Source organism: Aeromonas sp. EU05-FHT14A05 (genome assembly GCF_058791175.1).
This window is the reverse complement of the sequence record NZ_JBYTDH010000008.1, coordinates 70,894-89,629: the sequence shown is the minus strand read 5'-3', so window position 1 is coordinate 89,629 and position 18,736 is coordinate 70,894. Positions and strand designations below refer to the sequence as shown.

Below are 18,736 nucleotides of genomic sequence, written 5' to 3'. Positions count from 1 at the left end.
AAAGCCCCGGCCAGTTGCCGGGGCTTTTTTAAGGAGCAAACATGCTGTACCCCCTCGCCAGGCATTTTCTGTTCAAACTCAATCCCGAACAGGCACACGATCTCTCCATCAAGTATTTGCCCCGCCTTCTCGGTACACCGCTCGATTGTTTCTTCCGTCATTCACTCCCCCAACGCCCCGTCACTGTCATGGGGCTTAATTTTGCCAATCCGGTGGGACTGGCGGCCGGCCTCGATAAAGACGGGGAGTGTATCGACGCATTTGGTGCCATGGGGTTCGGCTTTATTGAAGTAGGCACTGTGACCCCCAAGCCCCAGAGCGGAAATGACAAGCCGCGGTTGTTCCGGGTAATTCCGGCGGAAGGGATCATCAACCGCATGGGATTCAACAACAAGGGTGTCGATCATCTGGTGGCCAAGGTGAAAGAGGCCAAATATCAGGGGGTGATCGGCATCAATATCGGCAAGAACAAGGACACCCCCATCGAGCAGGGCAAGGACGATTATCTGATCTGCATGGACAAGGTTTATGATCATGCCGGTTATATTGCCGTCAATATCTCGTCCCCCAACACCCCGGGGCTGCGTTCGCTGCAATATGGCGAGGCACTCGATGAATTGCTGGCTGCCCTCAAGGTTCGCCAGCAGGAGCTGGCCGCGCAATATAAGAAGTACGTTCCCCTTGCCGTTAAAATTGCCCCCGATCTCAGCCTGGATGAAATTAATCAGGTTGCCGCCTCCTTGATCAAAAACGGGATCGATGGGGTCATCGCCACCAATACCACCCTGGAGCGCGACATGATTTATGACATGCCCCATGCCGGTGAAGCAGGGGGGCTCAGCGGCCGTCCGCTCCAGCACAAGAGCACAGAGGTGATCCGCCTGCTGGCCAAGGCCCTCAATGGGGCGCTGCCTATCATAGGGGTGGGTGGTATTGACAGCGCCATGGCCGCCCGGGAAAAATTAGCGGCGGGTGCCAGTCTGGTCCAGATTTACAGCGGCTTTATTTATAAGGGCCCGAGCCTGGTCAAAGAGATCGTTACCCATATTTAAAAGATAACCGCTTGCCCTTATTTAAAGTTGCTCAAATTCTCGACATGGAATAAAGTCGAGGAACGGCTTAAGTAAGGGCAACTCCATGTGTATCCAACCCAATGACAATTGGCAGTGGCATTATGATGCTCAGGATGACCGTCTGATGCTGGATTTATCCGATCGCATGATATTCGCCACCGAATATAAGGGGCGACAACTCGTACCCAGCTCCTTCACGACCCAGCCTTTTTGTGTCGACGATGCCGCCCTCTATTATCAGCTGATGGACAAGGCCGCCGAACTCGATTGGAGTGTTCCCCATCAGGTTCAACTGGTACTCAATGCCATCGCCGTCAGCCGCTTTTATAAACCCCTGATGCCACAAAGCTGGTTCTTTCATGAACAGCAGACTCATTGCTTGCCTGATATGGGCTCCCTGGTGTGGATGGAGACTCCCCATGGCAGGGGAGAGTTCATGGTCATCGAGGCCGGCGATCAGGCGAGCGTTTGCCTGAACCTGACCGAGGAATTGGTGCTGACCGCCAGCAAGATCCTGCCAAGGTTCGCGGTGATCAAGGTGATGAATAACCGGATGCAGACCAGGACCCGTGCCCAGGCACAATATCGACAGGTCAGCTGATACTGCCTCTGCACGTTATTTTTGGTTGATATTCATACGCCCTTAAAATAACCGAAACCGGTTATTTATTGCTCGTCTCTCCCATGCCGTTGCGGCAGCTTCCCTGGGTCACTTCGTCGCCGTTTGGCGAGCTCCCTTCTGCGCTGGATATTGAGTCGCATCCTCTTGCCCGCGCCCTCTGTGCCGGCGACAAGAGCAAGGACGGGGGGAATTGCGCCGGCCAGCCCCCTTTATATTCGCGCGAACCCCAAGGTTCGGATGCCGAGTGCGGGCCGATAAGGTATAATGCGGCACTATTTTTATGGCATCCCCGTGAGCGTGATGAAAGAATTTTTTGCAACCTGCCCCAAGGGGCTGGAAAACCTGCTGGCCGTCGAGCTGACCACCCTGGGCGCGGAGCAGGTCCGTGAGACCGTGGCCGGCGTCCACTTCAAAGGCGAACTGGCGATTGGCTACAAGGCCTGCCTGTGGAGCCGTTTTGCCTCCCGCATCGTGCTGGTGCTCTCCGAATTCCAGATGAACGACGATCTGGATCTCTATCTCGGCGCACACACCATTCCCTGGGAAGAGCACTTCCCCGGCACCGCCACCATAGCCGTGGACTTTACCGGTACCAACCCGGCCATTCGCAACACCCAGTACGGCGCGCTCAAGATCAAGGATGCCATCGTTGACCGCTTCACCAAGCGTGGCCATGTGCGCCCGGACGTCGACAAGAAGTCGCCGGACATCCGCATCATGGCGCACCTGGGCAAGGGCAAGGCCAACATCACCCTGGACCTGTCCGGCCCGGCGCTGCACCAGCGTTTCTACCGTCAGGGCACAGGCGAGGCGCCGCTCAAAGAGAACCTGGCCTGCGCCATGATTGCCCGCAGCGGCTGGACCGGCGAGCCCATGATGGACCCCATGTGCGGCTCAGGCACCCTGCTCATCGAAGCGGCCTTCATCGCCGCCGACATGGCGCCGGCCCTGCGCCGGGAACGCTTCGGTTTCGATCGCTGGCTGCAACACGATGGCGAACTGTGGCAGAGCCTGATGATGGAAGCCCAGGTGCGCGCCAAGCGCGGCATGCAGCGCTGCGAAGCCAAGCTGTTTGGCTGCGATGCCGACCCTCGCGTGCTGATGAAGGCCCGCGACAACGCCAAGGCGGCCGGGGTGGCCCACCTCATCACCTTCAAGCAGGCCGACGTGACCGCGCTCGAGAACCCGCTGCCGATGCCTGCTGTGGAAGGGGAGGCCCGCGAGATCGGCATGCTGATCTCCAACCCGCCCTATGGCGAGCGTCTGGGGGAGTTCCCGGCCCTGCTGGAAGTGCACCAGGCCCTGGGCGATGCCCTGCGCCGCAGCTTCCAGGGCTGGAAGGTCACCATACTGTCTGCCTCCCCTGAGCTCCTGAGCTGCCTGCGCCTGCGGGCGGACAAGCAGTATCGCCTGTTCAACGGCGCGCTGGAGTGCCAGCTGCGCAACTACCAGATTGCCCTCGACTCCGTGGCCTCCCAGAAAGAGGTGGCGCAGGACTTTGCAAACCGCCTGCGCAAAAATCTGAAGACCCTGGAGAAGTGGGCCAGCAAGGAGGGGATCGACTGCTATCGCCTCTATGATGCAGATCTGCCGGAATACAACGCCGCCATCGACCGCTATCGGGATTACCTGGTGGTGCAGGAGTACGCCGCGCCCAAGGACATCCCCGCCCAGAAGACCCGTCAGCGTCTGCTCGACATGGTGCAGGCCGCCATCAAGGTGACCGGCATGGACGGCGAGAAGGTGATCCTGAAGGTGCGTGAGCGTCAGGAAGGCAAGCAGCAGTACCAGAAGCTCTCCGAAGAGCAGCACCGGATGGAGGTGCAGGAGTACGGCGCCCGTCTGTGGGTCAACCTCTACGACTACCTGGATACCGGTCTCTTCCTCGATCACCGTCAGACCCGTCGCATGCTGGGTCAGATGGCCCGCGGCAAGCGCTTCCTGAACCTGTTCGCCTACACCGGCAGTGCCACCGTGCACGCGGGCCTTGGCGGGGCGAGCGAAACCACCACGGTGGACATGTCCCACACCTACCTCAACTGGGCGCAGGACAACATGCGGCTCAACTCGCTGGTGGGCCGTCAGCACAAGTTCGTCCAGGCGGACTGCCTGAAGTGGCTGTCGGAAGCGGATGAGCAGTACGATCTCATCTTCATCGATCCGCCCACCTTCTCCAACTCCAAGCGGATGGACGAGAGCTTCGACGTGCAGCGGGATCACCTGCTGCTGATGCAGCACCTCAAGCGCCTGCTGGCGGCGGACGGCACCCTGGTGTTCTCCAACAACAAGCGCCACTTCAAGATGGATCTGGCCGGTCTCGAGGCCGCTGGCCTCAAGGCCCAGAACATCACCGGCAAGACCCGGCCGAAGGATTTCGAGCGCAACCAGCATATCCACAATTGCTGGATCATCACCCACGCCGAGACGCAGGCCTGATGCTGACCCTGTTTCACACCGACGGCTGCCACCTGTGCGAACAGGCCTGGGCGCTGGTGGAGGAGGCCGGCCTTGCCGCCAGTACTCGCCAATGTGACATCCTGGAGGACGAGCAGTGGCTTGCGGCCTACCGGGTGCGCATCCCGGTGCTGCGGGATGACGCCGGCCGTGAACTGGGCTGGCCCTTCACCCTGGCACAGCTCAAGGGCTGGCTTGCCCGTCAGGGGTGAGACTGATTTGACGATGAAACGGGGGCAGAGTCTGCCGCCCGTTTTTTCATAAGTAACAAGGAACAAACATGGCACTTTTGACATTGCACGGCGCTTGTCTGTCGTTCAGTGATTTCCCGCTGCTCGACAATGCCGAGCTGACCATAGAGCGCGGCGAGCGCCTCTGTCTGGTGGGACGCAACGGGGCGGGCAAGTCCACCCTGATGAAGGTCATCGCGGGCGAATTGTCTCTGGATGACGGCCGTCTGGTGTTGCAGCAGGACTTGAAGGTGACCCGTCTCGAGCAGGATCCGCCCGCCTCGAGCGAGCTGACCGTGTTCGACTATGCCGCCGAAGGGCTGGCCGGGGTGGGGGAGCTGCTCAAGCAGTACCACCACATCTCCTTGGAGCTGGGGCACGATCCCTCCGACGCCAACATCCGCAAGATGAGCGAATTGCAGGAGCAGCTCGACTATCAGAACGGCTGGCAGCTCGAGACCCGCATCAACCAGGTGCTGACCCTGCTGGGGCTGGATCCTGACGTGACCCTCGATAGTTTATCCGGTGGCTGGCTGCGCAAGGTGGCCCTGGCCCGTGCGCTCGCCTGCGACCCCGATCTGCTGCTGCTGGACGAGCCGACCAACCACCTGGACATCGACGCCATCAACTGGCTGGAAGAGTTCCTCAAGGATTTTCGCGGCGCCATCGTCTTCATCTCCCACGATCGGGAGTTCATCCACAAGCTGGCGACCCGGATCATCGATCTCGATCGGGGCGCCATCACCTCCTGGCCCGGCAATTACGATCAGTACCTGCAAGGGAAGGAGGAGTGGCTGCGGGTCGAGGAGCTGAAAAACGCCGAGTTCGACCGCAAGCTGGCCCAGGAAGAGGTGTGGGTACGCCAGGGCATCAAGGCCCGCCGCACCCGCAACGAAGGCCGGGTACGCGCCCTCGAGGCGATGCGCATGGAGCGTTCCCAGCGCCGTGAGCTGCAGGGCAAGGCCAAGCTGCAGCTGGACGACGTCAACCGCTCCGGCAAGCTGGTGTTCGAGACCGAAGGGCTCGGCCTGGACTTTGGCGATCGCACCCTGTTCCAGGGGCTGGATCTGCAGGTGCTGCGGGGCGACAAGATTGCCCTGGTCGGCCCCAATGGCTGCGGAAAATCCACCCTCATCAAGCTCCTGCTGGGTCAGCTCGAGCCGAGCCGCGGGCGGGTCAAGGGCGGCACCAACCTGGAAGTGGCCTATTTCGATCAGTACCGCGAGCAGCTCGATCCCGAGCAGACCGTGGTGGACAACGTGGGGGAGGGCAAGCAGGAAGTGATGGTGCGCGGCCGCTCCCGCCACATCCTGGGCTACCTGCAGGACTTCCTGTTTGAGCCCAAACGGGCGCGGACCCCGGTCAAGGCCTTGTCAGGGGGCGAGAAAAACCGTCTACTGTTGGCCAAGCTATTCCTCAAACCCAGTAACTTGTTGATTTTGGATGAACCAACCAACGACCTGGATGTCGAAACGCTGGAACTTTTGGAAGAGTTGCTGACCGATTACCCCGGTACCCTGCTGCTGGTCAGCCACGATCGCCGTTTCATCGACAATACGGTGACCGGCTGCTGGCTGTTTGAAGGGGATGGGCGGATCAGCGACTACGTGGGCGGCTATGCCGACATGATGGCCACCCGGGCCCAGCAGAGTCAGCAACAGGCGACCAAGGCGGCTGCGGCCAAGGTGGCAGAGCCTGTCGCGTTGGCGGCTGAGCCGGTGAAAAAAACACGCAAACTCTCTTACAAGTTGCAACTGGAGCTGGATAATCTGCCAGCCCGGCTGGAACAGCTGGAAACGGAACTCGATGCCCTGCAGGCGGAGATCAACCATCCCGGCTTCTTCTCCCTGCCGGCGGAGCAGACCCAGTCCAAACTGGATGCATTGCATGCGGCAGAGTCCGCATTGGAACACGCCTTCTCCCGTTGGGAGGAGTTGGAAGCGTTGAAACATCAAGACTAAGGAAGTAGATGAAAAAGCAATTATCCATGCTGGCCATCCTGGTCGGCGCCAGCCTCAACGCGCAGGCGGCACAAAGCTCCTTCTTCACCATTGTCGATGACGAAGTCAAAGGATATGCCAGCGGGATCAGTACCGATGGCAGCGGACTCATCGGGATTAACACCAAGAACAACATGGCCGAGTACTTCTCGACCGTGCGCTCTGCCGACTTCCTGGTCGATCGCTTCCGCTTCGAGCAGGGTTGCTTCCTTTCAAGCTCCGTCTGTGACTCCTTCTGGGATGAGAATCCGGGCTTTGCCTACCAGTGGCGCCGCGATTTCCTCGATGGTGTCGATCAGCGCAGCGGCATCGGCTATGTCGCCACCACCCAGACCGATGGCCTGGTGACGGCCCTGGGGGATGCCCCGACCGATCGCGCGGGTTACAAGATGGATGGCAAGCTGCGCACCGCCTTTGCCATCGTCAATGACGGCAACCCGGTCGAGCTGAAAGATGCCGCCGGCACCCACAGCCTGAGCGTCCCGACCAGCATCAAGAAGCTGGACAACGGCCAGTACCTGGTGACCGGGACTGCCGCCAGCGGCAAGTACCGCCACAACGTGGGCGGTGACTTCTATAACTGGTGTTTCGCCGGCAATGACGATGAGTATGGCGACTTCCGCTACTGCCCCGGGCTCGATACCCAGGCCAGCTTCTGGCTGCTCAATGGCTCGGGCGGCTTCAACAAGCTGATACAGGCCCCCGACTATGGTCGTCAGCGCGACGAAGTGCTGCAGACCGCTTCTGCATTCGGTGCGGCGACCTTCAATGGCACCCTGTACGGCGTGGGCTACAGCTCCACCGGTGAGGTAGGGTCGGGGGATCTCGACGGCCGCAACCTGGCCAGCTACTGGACCCTGAACCTCGATGCCGGCACTGTGGGAGCCACCAAGATCATCCCGCTGCCCGATGGCGAGCCGGGCAAGGATGACAGTGTGCTGCAAAATAGCTGGGCGGTATCTGTCAACGAGAATGGCTATGTGATCGGTAACCAGCGTTACAGCATCAACAAGGGTCAGAACCGGCCGACCGAGATGTTCCTGTTCAATCTGAACAACCCGGGCACGGCAGCCAGCATCCCCCTGCAGGACAAGCCGCTCTCCGGCTCCGGCTCAGAGGGCGCGGCCATCAACGATCACAACATGGTGGTCGGCTGGCGTGACTCCCGCCATCAGACCCAGCCTGTGGCCAACGGCACCAACCGCATGCAGGAAGCCTTCCTGCTCAATGCGGCGTCCCCGAGCAACAACTGGTACCTGAACGATCTGATCTGTGGTCTGGATGATGCTGGCGCCAAGCAGTGTGCCCAGAATGGCAAGTATTACCACATCGCCTACGCCAGCGGCATCAGCAGTGATGGCACCATAGCCGCCACCGCCTATCGCTACAACAGCGAGAGCGATCTGAACCTGCGCACCAACGCGACCGTGGTCGCCGTCAAGCTGATGCCGGCCGTGGCGGGCTATCAGGGCAATACGCCAGCCAACTACGTGGTCAGCAATGCGCCGGTCAACAACCAGACCGGTCAGGATGGTGAGGATGGCGGTGGTGGCAGCCTGTTCTGGTTGACTCTGCTGGCCTTGCCTTTCGCCTGGCTGCGCCGTTACCAGCGATAAAAAATGTGTCATCAAAAATTAATGCAGTTCAGTATCTTGTGTCACAACGTCTGAATAGCATGGAATTTTTTGTTTGACCCTGCTCCCCCCCTGGGGTAAAGATGAAAGCGACCGGTGAAAACTTGGTCGCTTTTTTTGTTCCACGAAGAGGGTCGTAGATGATGAAGAGACAGAAACGGGACCGTCTGGAGAGAGCTCGCGCTCGTGGTTATCAGGCTGGCGTAGTCGGCAAACAGAAAGAAGCGTGTCCGTATCAATGCCTGGATGCCAGAGGGCACTGGCTTGGTGGTTGGCGCGACGCCATGGAGGGGCGAGGCTCAGGCCTCTTCATGAAGTAACCGAGACTTCATCACTCATTACAAAAGGAAAGGGGCCATGGCGGCCCCTTTACGTTGTCACTCTCTGACAGGGTCAGAGCAGATCAGAATGCGGTGGTGTCTTTGAACAGACCCACTTTCAGGTCGGTCGCGCTGTAGATGGGACGACCATCCACCTCGACCACGCCGTCGGCAATGCCCATCACCAGCTTGCGGTTGATGACGCGCTTGAAGGTGATCTTGTAGGTCACTTTCTTGGCGGTCGGCAGGATCTGGCCGGTGAATTTCACCTCGCCAACGCCCAGAGCGCGTCCCTTGCCCGGACCGCCTTTCCAGCCCAGGAAGAAACCGACCAGCTGCCACATGGCATCGAGACCCAGACAGCCCGGCATGACGGGGTCGCCAGGGAAATGGCAGTCGAAGAACCAGAGATCCGGGGTGATATCGAGTTCGGCCAGGATTTCGCCTTTACCGTGTTCACCACCGTTGTCATTGATCTTGACGATGCGATCCATCATCAGCATGTTGGGGGCGGGCAGTTGGCTGTTACCCTCACCAAATAATTCGCCACGGCTGCAGGCAAGCAGCTCTTCACGGGTAAACGACTCTTTACCTTGTTCACACAGGGAGAGGTGGGTATTAGTGGTGTCGTTATCTAGGGTCACGCTGTTTATCCTTCATATGGGTCAAAGCCGGGCCAATTTAGCTTACAGTTGTTCGCTAAACAACTCCGATCACTTTATTTAGAGGCCGAATAGACGGCCCAGCAGGTTGCGCAGCACGCCACTCTTGGGGGCAGTGCCATTGAGTTCATCCAGTCTGTCCTGGATCCGGCCAAACAGGGTATCCGGCATGTCAGGCTCGCCGGCCACACAGCCGGTCAGCAATTCGATGGCCTCTTCCACATGGTCCACCGGGTGGATATGGAACTGGCCCGCTTCGACGGCGGCAATCACCTCATCGGAGAGGTTGAGCTGCTGGGCGTTGGTACCGGGCAGAATGATGCCTTGCTTGCCGGTGATGCCGTGGATCTTGCACACCCGGAAGAAGCCTTCGATCTTCTCGTTGACGCCACCCACAGCCTGTACGTTGCCGAACTGATCGACCGCGCCGGTCACCGCGAAACGCTGGGAGATGGGTTGGCGGGCGAGGGCAGAGAGCAGGGCGCACAGACCGGTCAGAGAAGCGCTGTCGCCGTCAATCTCGTGATAGGACTGCTCGAACACCAGGTTTGCCGAGAGCGGCGAGGGGTTCTCTGCGCCGAACTTGTTGGAGAGATAGCCGTGGATGATCATCATCGCCTTGGCGTGAATGTGGCCGGCGAGCTCAGCCTTGCGCTCGATGTCGGCCACATCGCCATCCCCCAGATGCACAGTGGCGGTCAGTCGCACCGGTTCACCGAAGTCATAGGGATGACCTGCCACCTGGATGACGGAGAGGCCGTTGATCTGGCCCACCTCTTCACCGTCGGTCTGCAGCAGGATCTGGCCATCGATGACCCCCTGATCGGATTGCTCCACCAGGTAGTTGAGACGGTAATCCTGCTCCTCCAGGGCGAGCAGGATGTGCTCGTCGGTCACCTTCTCCGCCTCCAGCTCCCGGGCCAGGCTGTCAGCCATGCGCATGATGGCGCTGAGCTGCACCTCCGAGAGGGAGAGCCACTCCTGATGGTCACAGAGACGACTGGCATGGCGACACAGGGCGAGGAGGGCACCCGGAGTGAAGTCCAGCAGGTTCCAGCGCAGCCGCAGCCAGGCCAGGTATTGCAGAAACTCGGGCAAGTCCTCTTCGATGTTAACCTCGGACACCAGATCGGCGCGCAGGAAGATGCGCTCGGACATGTCCCTGTCCAGCATTTGGAACTCGGCCACATCCAGCCGGTCACCCACCAGGATCAGTTTGAACCGGATAGGCGTGGCCTCTGGGGTGAAGAAGGGGGTCAGGGTCTTGCCTTCCTGATAGGCATTCCAGTCCAGCTCGCCTTTTTGCATGGCGTTCTTGAGCTTGAACCAGAGATGGGGCTGATCGAGCAGCTCGTCGAGTTGCAAGATGAGGTAGCCGCCGTTGGCTTCCCGCAGCAGACCCGGCTCCAGCAAGTGCTGGTTGGCATAGACGGAGCCTTGCTCGGTCTGGTAGTTGATGGAGCCAAACAGAGTGTCCCAGTTCAAGTCCCGGCCATAGATGACGGGGGCTTGCTGCTCTTCGTGATGGATCAGCAGGTTGATGAGCACCGGGTGCTGGAATTCGAGCCCCTGGGCCACGTGCGCCGCCAGATCGGAGAGAAAGTCCACGATCTTGGGGTCATTTTCCTGCTTGCGGATGATGCGGGTGACCAGGCGCTCGGCATCCAGATGATGGCTCATCAGCTTGAGCAGCTCGCCAACCATCTCGCAGAATTCAAACCCGGTACCGGGTTGCAGGCGTAGCCAGATAGGCTTGAACGGGTTGTTGAGGTTCTCGGTGTAGCAGAGATCGAACAGGTCGCCATCCTTGCCATTGGAAGAGGCGATCAAGGTCTGGCAGACACTCTCATAATCCGCACCCGGGAAGCCGTTAAGCAACATGACCGGGCAGTCACCATCAAAACTGGCCAGTCGCTTGATGCCGGAAATGGCTCTGGGTTGCAGGGCGGCAAAAGGGATGGGTTCGAGCTCGCTGAGTGTGGGGAACTGCTCAATCGTGAAAGCGGGTTTTAATTGTTCTGATGTTAATTCAGCCACTTAAGACATCCGGTCGGGGATAGGATCAATTGTTTCCATTATACACAGTTCAATTGGCGGTAACAGGAAACAAGCACATGCCATTTAACATAATATACATTATGCGCGGTTAGGTCAGGCCCGTTCACAGGAGACAGAAACACAGCCGCCGCAAGGGCTACAGCCGTGCCTGCACCTTTCGAGTACTTCGCCAGGATGTCGTACCAAGCCTGTTTTAGCTCGGGATCGGTCGCCCTGACCGCCGCCATGCTTAACAGCACTTCGCTGACGTCCAAGCCAGCTTCTTCAGCCATCTTTTTTGCAGTGGCATCAGTGAGTTGCGACTTTCCTTTGTTCACAGCTGAGATATACGAGGTGGTAAATCCCAGGTCAGCGGCAACTTCCTGGAATTGGCTGTACTTTTTGGCCCTCATGTAGGCCAGAAGCAGCGTTTTAGAGTCCATGTTTTTGTCTCCTGAGTGGTTAGACAATCGTCCCATCATACCGACTTTGGCGAAAAACAGCTTGTTTCCATTCAACTCGCCACATGGTTGAATGAGTCAACCAACCATTTGATTGCGTGACCCATGACCCACTCTAGCCCACAAAATCAGGATCTGCCCGCGCTCATCGAGCGCAAGGTCTATTGGCAGGCAGAGCCGACTGGCGATTACTCCGCCTGCATTGCGGGTCAGGTCGAGATGTTCCGCGATCTGCATGAGCTGCGGGTCTACCTGTCGATGACATACCCCGACACCGTGTTTGACCTGGTAGAGGTCACCGAGGATACATGGCGCGACTTCTATGACCAGGGAGTGTTCTTCGATGACTGGTCATAGCTCCGTGATGCCGATAAATAGGGTTATCGGCGCCAAAACCCTGATCGACTATCTGTCCTTTACCTGGGCACCGGACGAACTGCGCCGGATGACCGACTTGGCCAAGCAAGGCGCACTGCTCAAGGCCATCCCGCGGTTCGACACTGCCAACAAGGCTATCCAGGCGGCCTTTGCTGCCCCTGCGGTGGAAGGCTTGCGCTACCTGTGGAAGCGTCCGGTTGGCTTCGCTCCCCTCGCCCGCTTTGACAAGGTGACTGAGCGCTTGTGTGAGAAAGCCTCACCCAAGCCCCTGGCCGTGAAAGCCCCCTCCCCTGTGCTCACGCCATCCATGACCGAAATGATGGAGCAGGCCCTGCACTCTGGGTACAAGTCCCGTGCCGACATGCGCCAGGAGCTCAAGGCGGTCTGCTCTGCCCTGCTGGAGTTCTCCGAGTTTGAGGTTGTCCAGGGTGCCAAGTATTGGGAAGCGTACAACGACCTGATCGACTGCTACGGCGTCCAGTTCCTGGATGCCCTCTGTTGCAATGAGATCGAGCTGTGGCTCGAAGAGCTGAATGCCCGCATCGGGGTGCCCATCCCTGAGCCGCGCTTTAGCATGCGCCCTCGCCGCTCCGGTCTGCATGGCTACGCCAATTCCGCTGACCTGTTGTGTGATGGCCTCCCCTGCGGCCTGATTGGCTGGGGTGCGGCTAACCATGGTTGCATGGTGAGTTTTTCCGGCGTGGGTTGTGCGGCCCTGGACTTCCAGGCTTTGCATGATGTTATCTCTCACGTTCCTGGGGTGCGCATCACTCGGGTGGATCTCGCCCTGGACGATTACGGCGGCGAGCACATCACTTACCAGGGTGCCATTGCCGGCGCAGAAGCCGGCGAGTTCCATCCCCAGCGGGGCCGCGCGCCGTCCTGGATGAAGATTGAGTCGGGCGAGTTCGTGATCACCGAGCTGGCTAAGGGCATCGCCAAGCGTTTCGGCATGGTGCCGACCAAGGGCTGCTCCTTCTACGTGGGCAGCCGCATCAACGGTAAGTGTGCCCGGGTATACGAAAAGGGAAAACAGATGCAGTCGGCAGAGTATCCGAACTGGGTACGCGCCGAAGGCGAATTACACAATAAGGACAGGATTATTCCGCTGGACGTCCTGGTAAACCCAGACCCCTATTTTGCGGGGATGTATCCGCAATTCGCCACATGGTTGGCGGCTGTTCAGCAATCGGAAATAACACCCGTCAGACTGACTACCTTTAAAAACAAGTTCAAAACGTCCAGGGACAACGCCGTATTTAATATGTCCAGGATGGCAGGCCGCCTTGTTAATTGGTTAGCAAACATCGAAGGATTATCCCCTGACAAGATTGTTAACCAATTAACTGCGCACCTGGAAGAAACAGATATTCCAGCGCGATTAAGAATGCCGCTCCCTCCTGACCTGGACGAGCTGCCACTATTTTCGACCTAACTAAGGTTCTTCAACGAGGTAATAACTATGTCTATTCTGTCCGGTGTTCTGGTCACTCGCGTGACCCATGGCTATGGCGTTTCCCGCAAATCTGGTGCTCCGGTGCCTTATGACTTCGCCCAGGTGGAATACCTGGCATTGGCAAATAACGTCAACAAGCCGGAGTGCAATATCACCTCCTGGGGCTATGAGGTACGCCAATTGGCCCTGCGCAATGACGGCGCCACGATTAAAGAGCTGGCCGACTGTCCGAAATTGGTGGCCGTGGATCTTGTCCTGGAAGCCGATCCCCAGAATCCGACCCGTAACGTTGTTGTTGGTTTCCAGCCCACTAAAAAGCCGCTGTAACCACTGCGCAACGAGGAGGAGGAGCGAGGGCGCGCAGCGACCGACGACGAGGGCGCAATCATGCTTTGTCTCGATATTACCTCTGAGGGATATACCCGCCTTTCAGAGGGGGATTCATGTCAATACGTGCTTCTGACTGTCCAGGAGCACACCAAACTCACCGATATATCCGACTGGTTCCAGTTCGATATATCGGTTGTAGGAATAGCCTTCAGCTCTGGAATTGTTATATGGGCTCTGGGTTTAAAAGTGGGCGCAATTGCCCGAATAATCGTAGGTACAAAAAGAGGATAAACGAGTATGCAAAAATATTTCCGTAATGGCTGTATCGGTGTGGCCTGCTCCCTGGCGGCCATGGGTGCCAATGCTGAAACGGGTGGTGCTGCTGCCGCTGCTGCTGCCGCTCTGGATGCGGCGAAATCCGATGTGGATGCCACCTCGCCGAAGGTGATGCTGGTTGTGGCCTCGGTCGTCGCAGTCACCATCTTGATCGGCCTGATGCGCAAAGCCTAAGCATGTCTTTGCTCATCGGGACGCTGTGGTTTTTGTTCTTTGTCGAAGGCTACAGATCATCGTTTTCGATATGACACAAGGCGGCTTCGGTCGCCTTTTTTATTGGGGGTCGTGTGAGAGTCCTTTATTTGCTGCTCCTGCTGCCGCTGGGGGCGTTTGCGAGCTGTCCAGCTGGGCTCAAGCTGTCCAATGTGCCGATAAGCACTGCGCTGCCCTACTGCGTGAAATGGGAATCATCCACCCTGGGCGGCTGCGAGGTGTCGTGTCCTGGTGTATGCGTCGAGTTCCCTATTGATGGCACCAAGGGCCCTATGGAGACGACGGGGAGCGAATGTTCTCTGGGTGGTGGTACCGGTGGCGACGGTGGGACAGGCGGTGATGGTGGAACGGGTGGTGATGGTGGAACGGGTGGTGGTGGTGCTCCATATTATTACCCGTTTAAAAATCAGGTAAGCCCTATTGGTGTCGGTGGTCATGATCAAGAGGCTACGACTGCGGCTCTAAAGCAAATTGACGAGGATATTCGTTGGTCTGCCATTAAGTTTTATGAACAGGGTGAGGCTTCGCTCGCCACATTTAAGGATTTTAGTAAAGACCTGAGAAAGGTTACTGATGCGCTAAATACTCAAATTATCGGCTCTGAGCAAGTGGGCTTAATTAATAATCAGATGCTGTCGACGCTTAATCGGTCTGAGGATTGGCTTCAGGAATTAACCCTCTGCATAACTAGACCCCTTGATTATAATTGTGGGCATTTGGCTGGCTCAGGGGGTGGCGATGGCGGCCTGGGTAAGCCCTACTGGGATTCAAAGTTTGGTGAAATGTTTGGCCGCATGGATAGGGATTATTACGGCGGGGTACAAAACATTGATAGGTCAACGAGCAACACGGCTAAATATGCGGCTGAGATGGCGTCTCAACTTGGCAGCAACGGTGTAAATGGGCATTTGATGGATATTAAATAGGCGCTTAAATCTGGTAGTGGCTCCTCGGGCGGCGGTCAGGATATTGATTATTCAAAAATGCCAGGGGCTGCGGGTAATCCATTGCAAGTGGCCGAGTCAAGCTATGAATCAGGTTTGTGCCAGGAAGGTAAAAATTGTGCCTTCGACATGAATACAATCAACAAACAGTACGATGATAAAAAGGCGGAGCTGCAAGACAAATACAAGGCGATCAAGGATGAAATGGCCGATATATTCAAGTTCCAATTCTCCGGTTCTGCCTCGGTGCCCAAGTGCTTTGACATGTATTCACTCGCTGGCAAGTCGTACTCGATTTGTCCTGAGGTAGGCACTTATTGGGAGCTGTTGGCGGCAGTCATGATGTTTATTTTCTACTTTATCGCCTTAATGATGTTGGCAAAGAGGTAAATTATGGAGTGGCTAGGTGATTTGTTTAGTGGGTTATTCAACGATATATATAATCTTGCGGTCCAGGTAACGGCTTGGATAACGGTAAAAATGGCGATTCAGTGGGTCGAGTTCAAGCTGTTCATGCTGGCCTTCTCCTGGGATGTTGCCAGGGAAATTCTGATAAACCTGCAATTCAGCGATTTGATATCCCATTCCTTTAATAACCTGCCGGATACGGTGCGGGATATATTGCTCTATCTCCACTTTGACAAGGGCCTGTCTATTATCACTCAGGCATTTGTCACCCGCTTCTTGCTCAATATGTTCGGATGGTGATCCATGTCCATCAAAATCCATCACGGCGCACCTGGTTCTTATAAATCCAGTGGGGCCATTCATACCGATGTGATCCCGGCCATCAAGGCGGGTCGCTACATCATCACCAACGTGCGGGGCTTCTCGGTGGAGCGCTGCCGCGAGGTGCTGGGCAAAGAGGTACCAGAAGGCTTTGAGGTGCTCTATGTCGAGACTGAATCCCAAGAAGGCCGCGATCATCTGGCGCGGTTCTACCACTGGGCACCCAAGGGGGCTTTCTTCCTGGTCGATGAGGTGCAGCGTGTATTTCCGCCAGCATGGCGCCAGAGTGATTTAGATCGCCTCAATTATCCAGGTGGGCCGGATAAGGCCAAGGAAGATGGCCGACCGGAAACCATCGACGTGGCCTTTGATATGCACCGTCACCATAACTGGGATTTCGTATTAACTACCCCGAACATCAAAAAGGTACACCAGGTAATCCGAGCTGCTGCGGAAACCGCTATTCGCCATACCAATATGGCGATATTGGGCATTGGTGGCCGTTACAAGACCGTGCTTCACCTCTCCGATAACTCCGGCACTTCTTTATCTGACGTGCTGCAAGCGAAGCCATTTAACAAGGTGCCGAAATATGTTTTCAAGCTTTATGACTCGACTACAACCGGTAAAGTCTCGGATACAATTGCAGGCAGCTCGGTACTACGAGATCCTAAAATTCTCTTTATTCTGGCGATTTGGGGACTCTGCTTATACTTTGGCTTCATCAAGCCTGAATATATTGACGCGCCTGCTAAGGCCCCTGCGCCCTCTCCTGCCGCTGCTTCGACTCCTGGGGCGGTGGGTGCTTCGCCCGCTGCTGATGTACGTCCTGGTGGCGCTCCTGCTGCGGATGCTGCTGGCGTCTTTGCTGTAGGTCCGTTCGCCGGATACCGCCTGATTATCAACTGCCATGTGCTGACCAAGAGTGATCGAGACGTCTACGACGTCGAATATTGCTTTGCCCTGCGCAAGGGGGACGACGAGCAAGCCATCTATGCCGAGGAGTGGCCTCAGTATTTCGTGGACGTAAAGGCCATGACGGCTTGCCATGCGGTGATCCAGTACCAGGGACAGCCTGTAGACGTGTACTGCGACCCTGACGGGGATGCGCTGCGTAAGCGGGTCAACGGGGCGCTCTTTGCTGGTGCCAAGAATGACGAGGCTCCGAGCGATGACCGGACATAAATACAACTGTGGATCTCATGGGGGGTTGCTGTGATTGGCATTGTCGCTGTCTGCATTGATATTGCCATCCTGGTAACCCTGGGGAGCAATCCTAACTATTCCGCCGAGGCTCGTTGGGCCTGTTTTGCCCTGGTGGCGTTGTTCTCGCTGCCTCCCCTGCTCTGGCTCTTTGGGGGCCACCTTATCGAGCTGGAGGTTAACTGGCAGCACCACTGCCGCACTAAACGCCGTGCTCGTGCCGTTGCTCGACTCAAGAATGGCCACTGACTTCCAGGGGCTTGAGCCCCTATAAGATGTCGCAGCCCATCAACATATGGTGAGCTGCGCGAACCATGATAAACGTCTTGCCGGAGGGCGCTTGCGTCCCGAGGACCTATGCCCCTCAAGTGTCTGCCTCCCTGGGGTGATTCACTACATTGAGCGCCTACGCTTCAATACCCCCTTCCCTGCTAAACCGGCTTTTGAGGCTTTCCGGCTCTGAGGGAAGGGAACCTTTAGCTTTCTTCAATTGAAAAGATGTGCGTTCTAGAATAATAAAAATTTAATTTAGTCTAATAAGTAATTAACTCTATAATAGTATCTTTTTTTGAATTAGTTCAAAACGCTCATTTGACAATATGCTTTTGTAAAGTGAAACATGCTCTAAACCATTTTTCTTATCCCGAACCAACTTCATTATCTCATGTTGTTTTTTTAAAGGATAATTAATTCCAAAGTAAATTGATTTAATTTTACTCTTATCTATGTTTTTAAGGAACATTGTTTCCTTTAATTTTGCCAATTCTCTTTCAAAGCTTTCATTTAATTTTTTATCCAATAGAGGTCTGTCCTCGGATTGAGGTGGGGTTATTATCGCATCATTAGACTCGACTTTAATTGTATAGTTAGTTTTTTTCATTTTTTCAAAGGGCTCTTTAACATATTTTGGTAAAGAGCTAATGGATCTTAACATTATGCTGTCACTCCATTCAACAGGGACAACTAAGCGGTGTTCTTTTTCGTATATCCATGCGTCACTTTTTGTTGTTATCGCTCTCTTAATTGTTTCGTTGAGCTCATCATCTGTTAGTCCTTTTTTATTATCTAAAGAGTTAAATTGATCATCATCAAAAACAATGCTGTCATAATTTACTTTTATTGGAGTATAAGAGTAGCAAATTTCTTTGTTTTTTGTCTCTAAGCCATCAAATATATCGGCTTCATATCCTATGCAACACCCTCTATGCTCTGAAGCGTAATGGGACCACATTAAAAGATTTCTTTGTGTTTCCGTTAATGCTACAACGGATAAAGATTTCATCCCATCCTCAAGAATTTCATGTAATCTAGATAAGGTTTCTTCTTCTGTGTCGAAAGTAGGGAAGTCTTCAATCAAAATGATCCTTTCGCAGAGGACTTTCATTATTTTGTCACTTATTTTTCCTTCAAATGGATCATTCAAACCTGTTATTTGAGTTAAGCGAATTGTTGGATTGATAATATATTTTTCTAAATCAAGCGATGAAGAGTAATATTTATACAGTATTGTCATGATAATCTAACCAATGTCTCTGTTTATGGTTCCCCCCGTATAGTAATACGGGGGGAATTCCTTGCACAGAGTCTGATGACACCATGGATCACATCTTTTGGGGTTTATGTTGTGTTGCTGTGTGCCTGGCCAAACACTTAC

19 protein-coding genes are annotated in these 18,736 nt (G+C 55.8%); 15 read left to right on the top strand and 4 right to left on the bottom strand.

Features of this window, described 5'->3' with window-relative positions:
* The first annotated feature begins 41 nt into the window (after positions 1-41).
* From pyrD to rmf, 7 genes are all read left to right on the top strand, one after another.
* On the top strand, positions 42-1,052 hold the full coding sequence (pyrD, locus tag AC3WR3_RS13075; protein ID WP_005329600.1) for a quinone-dependent dihydroorotate dehydrogenase: 1,011 nt from the start codon (positions 42-44) through the stop codon (positions 1,050-1,052).
* A gap of 85 nt (positions 1,053-1,137) precedes the next feature.
* Positions 1,138-1,674, top strand: a complete 537-nt coding sequence (locus tag AC3WR3_RS13070; protein WP_342058709.1) for a cell division protein ZapC — start codon at positions 1,138-1,140, stop codon at positions 1,672-1,674.
* Positions 1,675-1,959: 285 nt separating this feature from the next.
* Positions 1,960-4,131, top strand: a complete 2,172-nt coding sequence (rlmKL, locus tag AC3WR3_RS13065) for a bifunctional 23S rRNA (guanine(2069)-N(7))-methyltransferase RlmK/23S rRNA (guanine(2445)-N(2))-methyltransferase RlmL (protein WP_479757684.1) — start codon at positions 1,960-1,962, stop codon at positions 4,129-4,131.
* Positions 4,131-4,361 carry a glutaredoxin family protein gene (locus AC3WR3_RS13060; RefSeq protein ID WP_005329597.1) on the top strand — a complete coding sequence of 77 codons (231 nt, stop codon included), beginning with the start codon at positions 4,131-4,133 and terminating at the stop codon, positions 4,359-4,361. Before rlmKL ends, AC3WR3_RS13060 begins: the two co-directional genes overlap by 1 nt.
* Before the next feature lie 68 nt (positions 4,362-4,429).
* Positions 4,430-6,340 (top strand): ATP-binding cassette ATPase Uup, encoded by a 1,911-nt coding sequence (uup, locus tag AC3WR3_RS13055; protein WP_265435244.1) that lies wholly within the window; start codon positions 4,430-4,432, stop codon positions 6,338-6,340.
* Positions 6,341-6,348: 8 nt separating this feature from the next.
* Positions 6,349-7,995: a DUF3466 family protein gene (locus tag AC3WR3_RS13050; protein WP_342058711.1), complete on the top strand. Its 1,647-nt coding sequence runs from the start codon at positions 6,349-6,351 to the stop codon at positions 7,993-7,995.
* Positions 7,996-8,153: 158 nt separating this feature from the next.
* A complete protein-coding gene (rmf, locus tag AC3WR3_RS13045) occupies positions 8,154-8,333 on the top strand; it encodes a ribosome modulation factor (RefSeq protein ID WP_005315693.1) in 180 nt (59 codons plus the stop codon).
* A gap of 83 nt (positions 8,334-8,416) precedes the next feature.
* On the opposite strand, the gene fabA is transcribed toward rmf, so the two are convergent.
* From fabA to AC3WR3_RS13030, 3 genes are all read right to left on the bottom strand, one after another.
* The gene (fabA, locus tag AC3WR3_RS13040) at positions 8,417-8,977 is read right to left on the bottom strand and encodes a 3-hydroxyacyl-[acyl-carrier-protein] dehydratase FabA (RefSeq protein WP_042648253.1); all 561 of its coding nucleotides are present in this window, start codon (positions 8,975-8,977) and stop codon (positions 8,417-8,419) included.
* A gap of 78 nt (positions 8,978-9,055) precedes the next feature.
* Positions 9,056-11,032: a Lon protease family protein gene (locus AC3WR3_RS13035; RefSeq protein ID WP_202045767.1), complete on the bottom strand. Its 1,977-nt coding sequence runs from the start codon at positions 11,030-11,032 to the stop codon at positions 9,056-9,058.
* A gap of 38 nt (positions 11,033-11,070) precedes the next feature.
* Entirely contained in the window at positions 11,071-11,475 is a 405-nt protein-coding gene (locus AC3WR3_RS13030) for a helix-turn-helix domain-containing protein (RefSeq protein ID WP_492292046.1), read from the bottom strand.
* A gap of 123 nt (positions 11,476-11,598) precedes the next feature.
* Here AC3WR3_RS13030 and AC3WR3_RS13025 point away from each other — a divergent pair, with 123 nt between their 5' ends.
* The 8 genes from AC3WR3_RS13025 to AC3WR3_RS12990 all read left to right on the top strand — a co-directional run bounded on the left by AC3WR3_RS13025 (position 11,599) and on the right by AC3WR3_RS12990 (position 17,064).
* A complete protein-coding gene (locus AC3WR3_RS13025; RefSeq protein ID WP_290028176.1) occupies positions 11,599-11,850 on the top strand; it encodes a hypothetical protein in 252 nt (83 codons plus the stop codon).
* A complete protein-coding gene (locus tag AC3WR3_RS13020; protein ID WP_492292045.1) occupies positions 11,837-13,306 on the top strand; it encodes a replication initiation factor domain-containing protein in 1,470 nt (489 codons plus the stop codon). The genes AC3WR3_RS13025 and AC3WR3_RS13020 overlap by 14 nt, the downstream gene beginning before the upstream one ends.
* Positions 13,307-13,333: 27 nt before the next feature.
* Positions 13,334-13,654 (top strand): CTX-RstB family phage integration protein, encoded by a 321-nt coding sequence (locus tag AC3WR3_RS13015; protein WP_307765398.1) that lies wholly within the window; start codon positions 13,334-13,336, stop codon positions 13,652-13,654.
* A 300-nt stretch (positions 13,655-13,954) separates the two neighbouring features.
* Positions 13,955-14,167: a Flexible pilin gene (locus tag AC3WR3_RS13010; RefSeq protein ID WP_307765399.1), complete on the top strand. Its 213-nt coding sequence runs from the start codon at positions 13,955-13,957 to the stop codon at positions 14,165-14,167.
* A gap of 128 nt (positions 14,168-14,295) precedes the next feature.
* On the top strand, positions 14,296-15,132 hold the full coding sequence (locus AC3WR3_RS13005) for a hypothetical protein (RefSeq protein ID WP_492292044.1): 837 nt from the start codon (positions 14,296-14,298) through the stop codon (positions 15,130-15,132).
* 147 nt (positions 15,133-15,279) lie between these two features.
* Entirely contained in the window at positions 15,280-15,540 is a 261-nt protein-coding gene (locus AC3WR3_RS13000; protein ID WP_492292043.1) for a hypothetical protein, read from the top strand.
* A gap of 3 nt (positions 15,541-15,543) precedes the next feature.
* A complete protein-coding gene (locus tag AC3WR3_RS12995; protein ID WP_492292042.1) occupies positions 15,544-15,858 on the top strand; it encodes a DUF2523 family protein in 315 nt (104 codons plus the stop codon).
* Positions 15,859-15,861: 3 nt separating this feature from the next.
* The gene (locus tag AC3WR3_RS12990) at positions 15,862-17,064 is read left to right on the top strand and encodes a zonular occludens toxin family protein (protein WP_492292041.1); all 1,203 of its coding nucleotides are present in this window, start codon (positions 15,862-15,864) and stop codon (positions 17,062-17,064) included.
* 568 nt (positions 17,065-17,632) lie between these two features.
* On the opposite strand, the gene AC3WR3_RS12985 is transcribed toward AC3WR3_RS12990, so the two are convergent.
* On the bottom strand, positions 17,633-18,595 hold the full coding sequence (locus AC3WR3_RS12985) for a DUF2971 domain-containing protein (RefSeq protein ID WP_492292040.1): 963 nt from the start codon (positions 18,593-18,595) through the stop codon (positions 17,633-17,635).
* Positions 18,596-18,736: the final 141 nt, after the last annotated feature.

What these genes read in the sequence shown, in the direction of transcription:
- pyrD (WP_005329600.1), top strand. Translation starts at nt 42, where the DNA reads ATGCTGTACCCCCTCGCCAGGCATTTTCTGTTCAAACTCAATCCCGAA.
- AC3WR3_RS13070 (WP_342058709.1), top strand. Translation starts at nt 1,138, where the DNA reads ATGTGTATCCAACCCAATGACAATTGGCAGTGGCATTATGATGCTCAG.
- rlmKL (WP_479757684.1), top strand. Translation starts at nt 1,960, where the DNA reads ATGCGGCACTATTTTTATGGCATCCCCGTGAGCGTGATGAAAGAATTT.
- AC3WR3_RS13060 (WP_005329597.1), top strand. Translation starts at nt 4,131, where the DNA reads ATGCTGACCCTGTTTCACACCGACGGCTGCCACCTGTGCGAACAGGCC.
- uup (WP_265435244.1), top strand. Translation starts at nt 4,430, where the DNA reads ATGGCACTTTTGACATTGCACGGCGCTTGTCTGTCGTTCAGTGATTTC.
- AC3WR3_RS13050 (WP_342058711.1), top strand. Translation starts at nt 6,349, where the DNA reads ATGAAAAAGCAATTATCCATGCTGGCCATCCTGGTCGGCGCCAGCCTC.
- rmf (WP_005315693.1), top strand. Translation starts at nt 8,154, where the DNA reads ATGATGAAGAGACAGAAACGGGACCGTCTGGAGAGAGCTCGCGCTCGT.
- AC3WR3_RS13030 (WP_492292046.1), bottom strand. Translation starts at nt 11,475, where the DNA reads ATGGACTCTAAAACGCTGCTTCTGGCCTACATGAGGGCCAAAAAGTAC.
- AC3WR3_RS13025 (WP_290028176.1), top strand. Translation starts at nt 11,599, where the DNA reads ATGACCCACTCTAGCCCACAAAATCAGGATCTGCCCGCGCTCATCGAG.
- AC3WR3_RS13020 (WP_492292045.1), top strand. Translation starts at nt 11,837, where the DNA reads ATGACTGGTCATAGCTCCGTGATGCCGATAAATAGGGTTATCGGCGCC.
- AC3WR3_RS13015 (WP_307765398.1), top strand. Translation starts at nt 13,334, where the DNA reads ATGTCTATTCTGTCCGGTGTTCTGGTCACTCGCGTGACCCATGGCTAT.
- AC3WR3_RS13010 (WP_307765399.1), top strand. Translation starts at nt 13,955, where the DNA reads ATGCAAAAATATTTCCGTAATGGCTGTATCGGTGTGGCCTGCTCCCTG.
- AC3WR3_RS13000 (WP_492292043.1), top strand. Translation starts at nt 15,280, where the DNA reads ATGAATACAATCAACAAACAGTACGATGATAAAAAGGCGGAGCTGCAA.
- AC3WR3_RS12995 (WP_492292042.1), top strand. Translation starts at nt 15,544, where the DNA reads ATGGAGTGGCTAGGTGATTTGTTTAGTGGGTTATTCAACGATATATAT.
- AC3WR3_RS12990 (WP_492292041.1), top strand. Translation starts at nt 15,862, where the DNA reads ATGTCCATCAAAATCCATCACGGCGCACCTGGTTCTTATAAATCCAGT.
- AC3WR3_RS12985 (WP_492292040.1), bottom strand. Translation starts at nt 18,595, where the DNA reads ATGACAATACTGTATAAATATTACTCTTCATCGCTTGATTTAGAAAAA.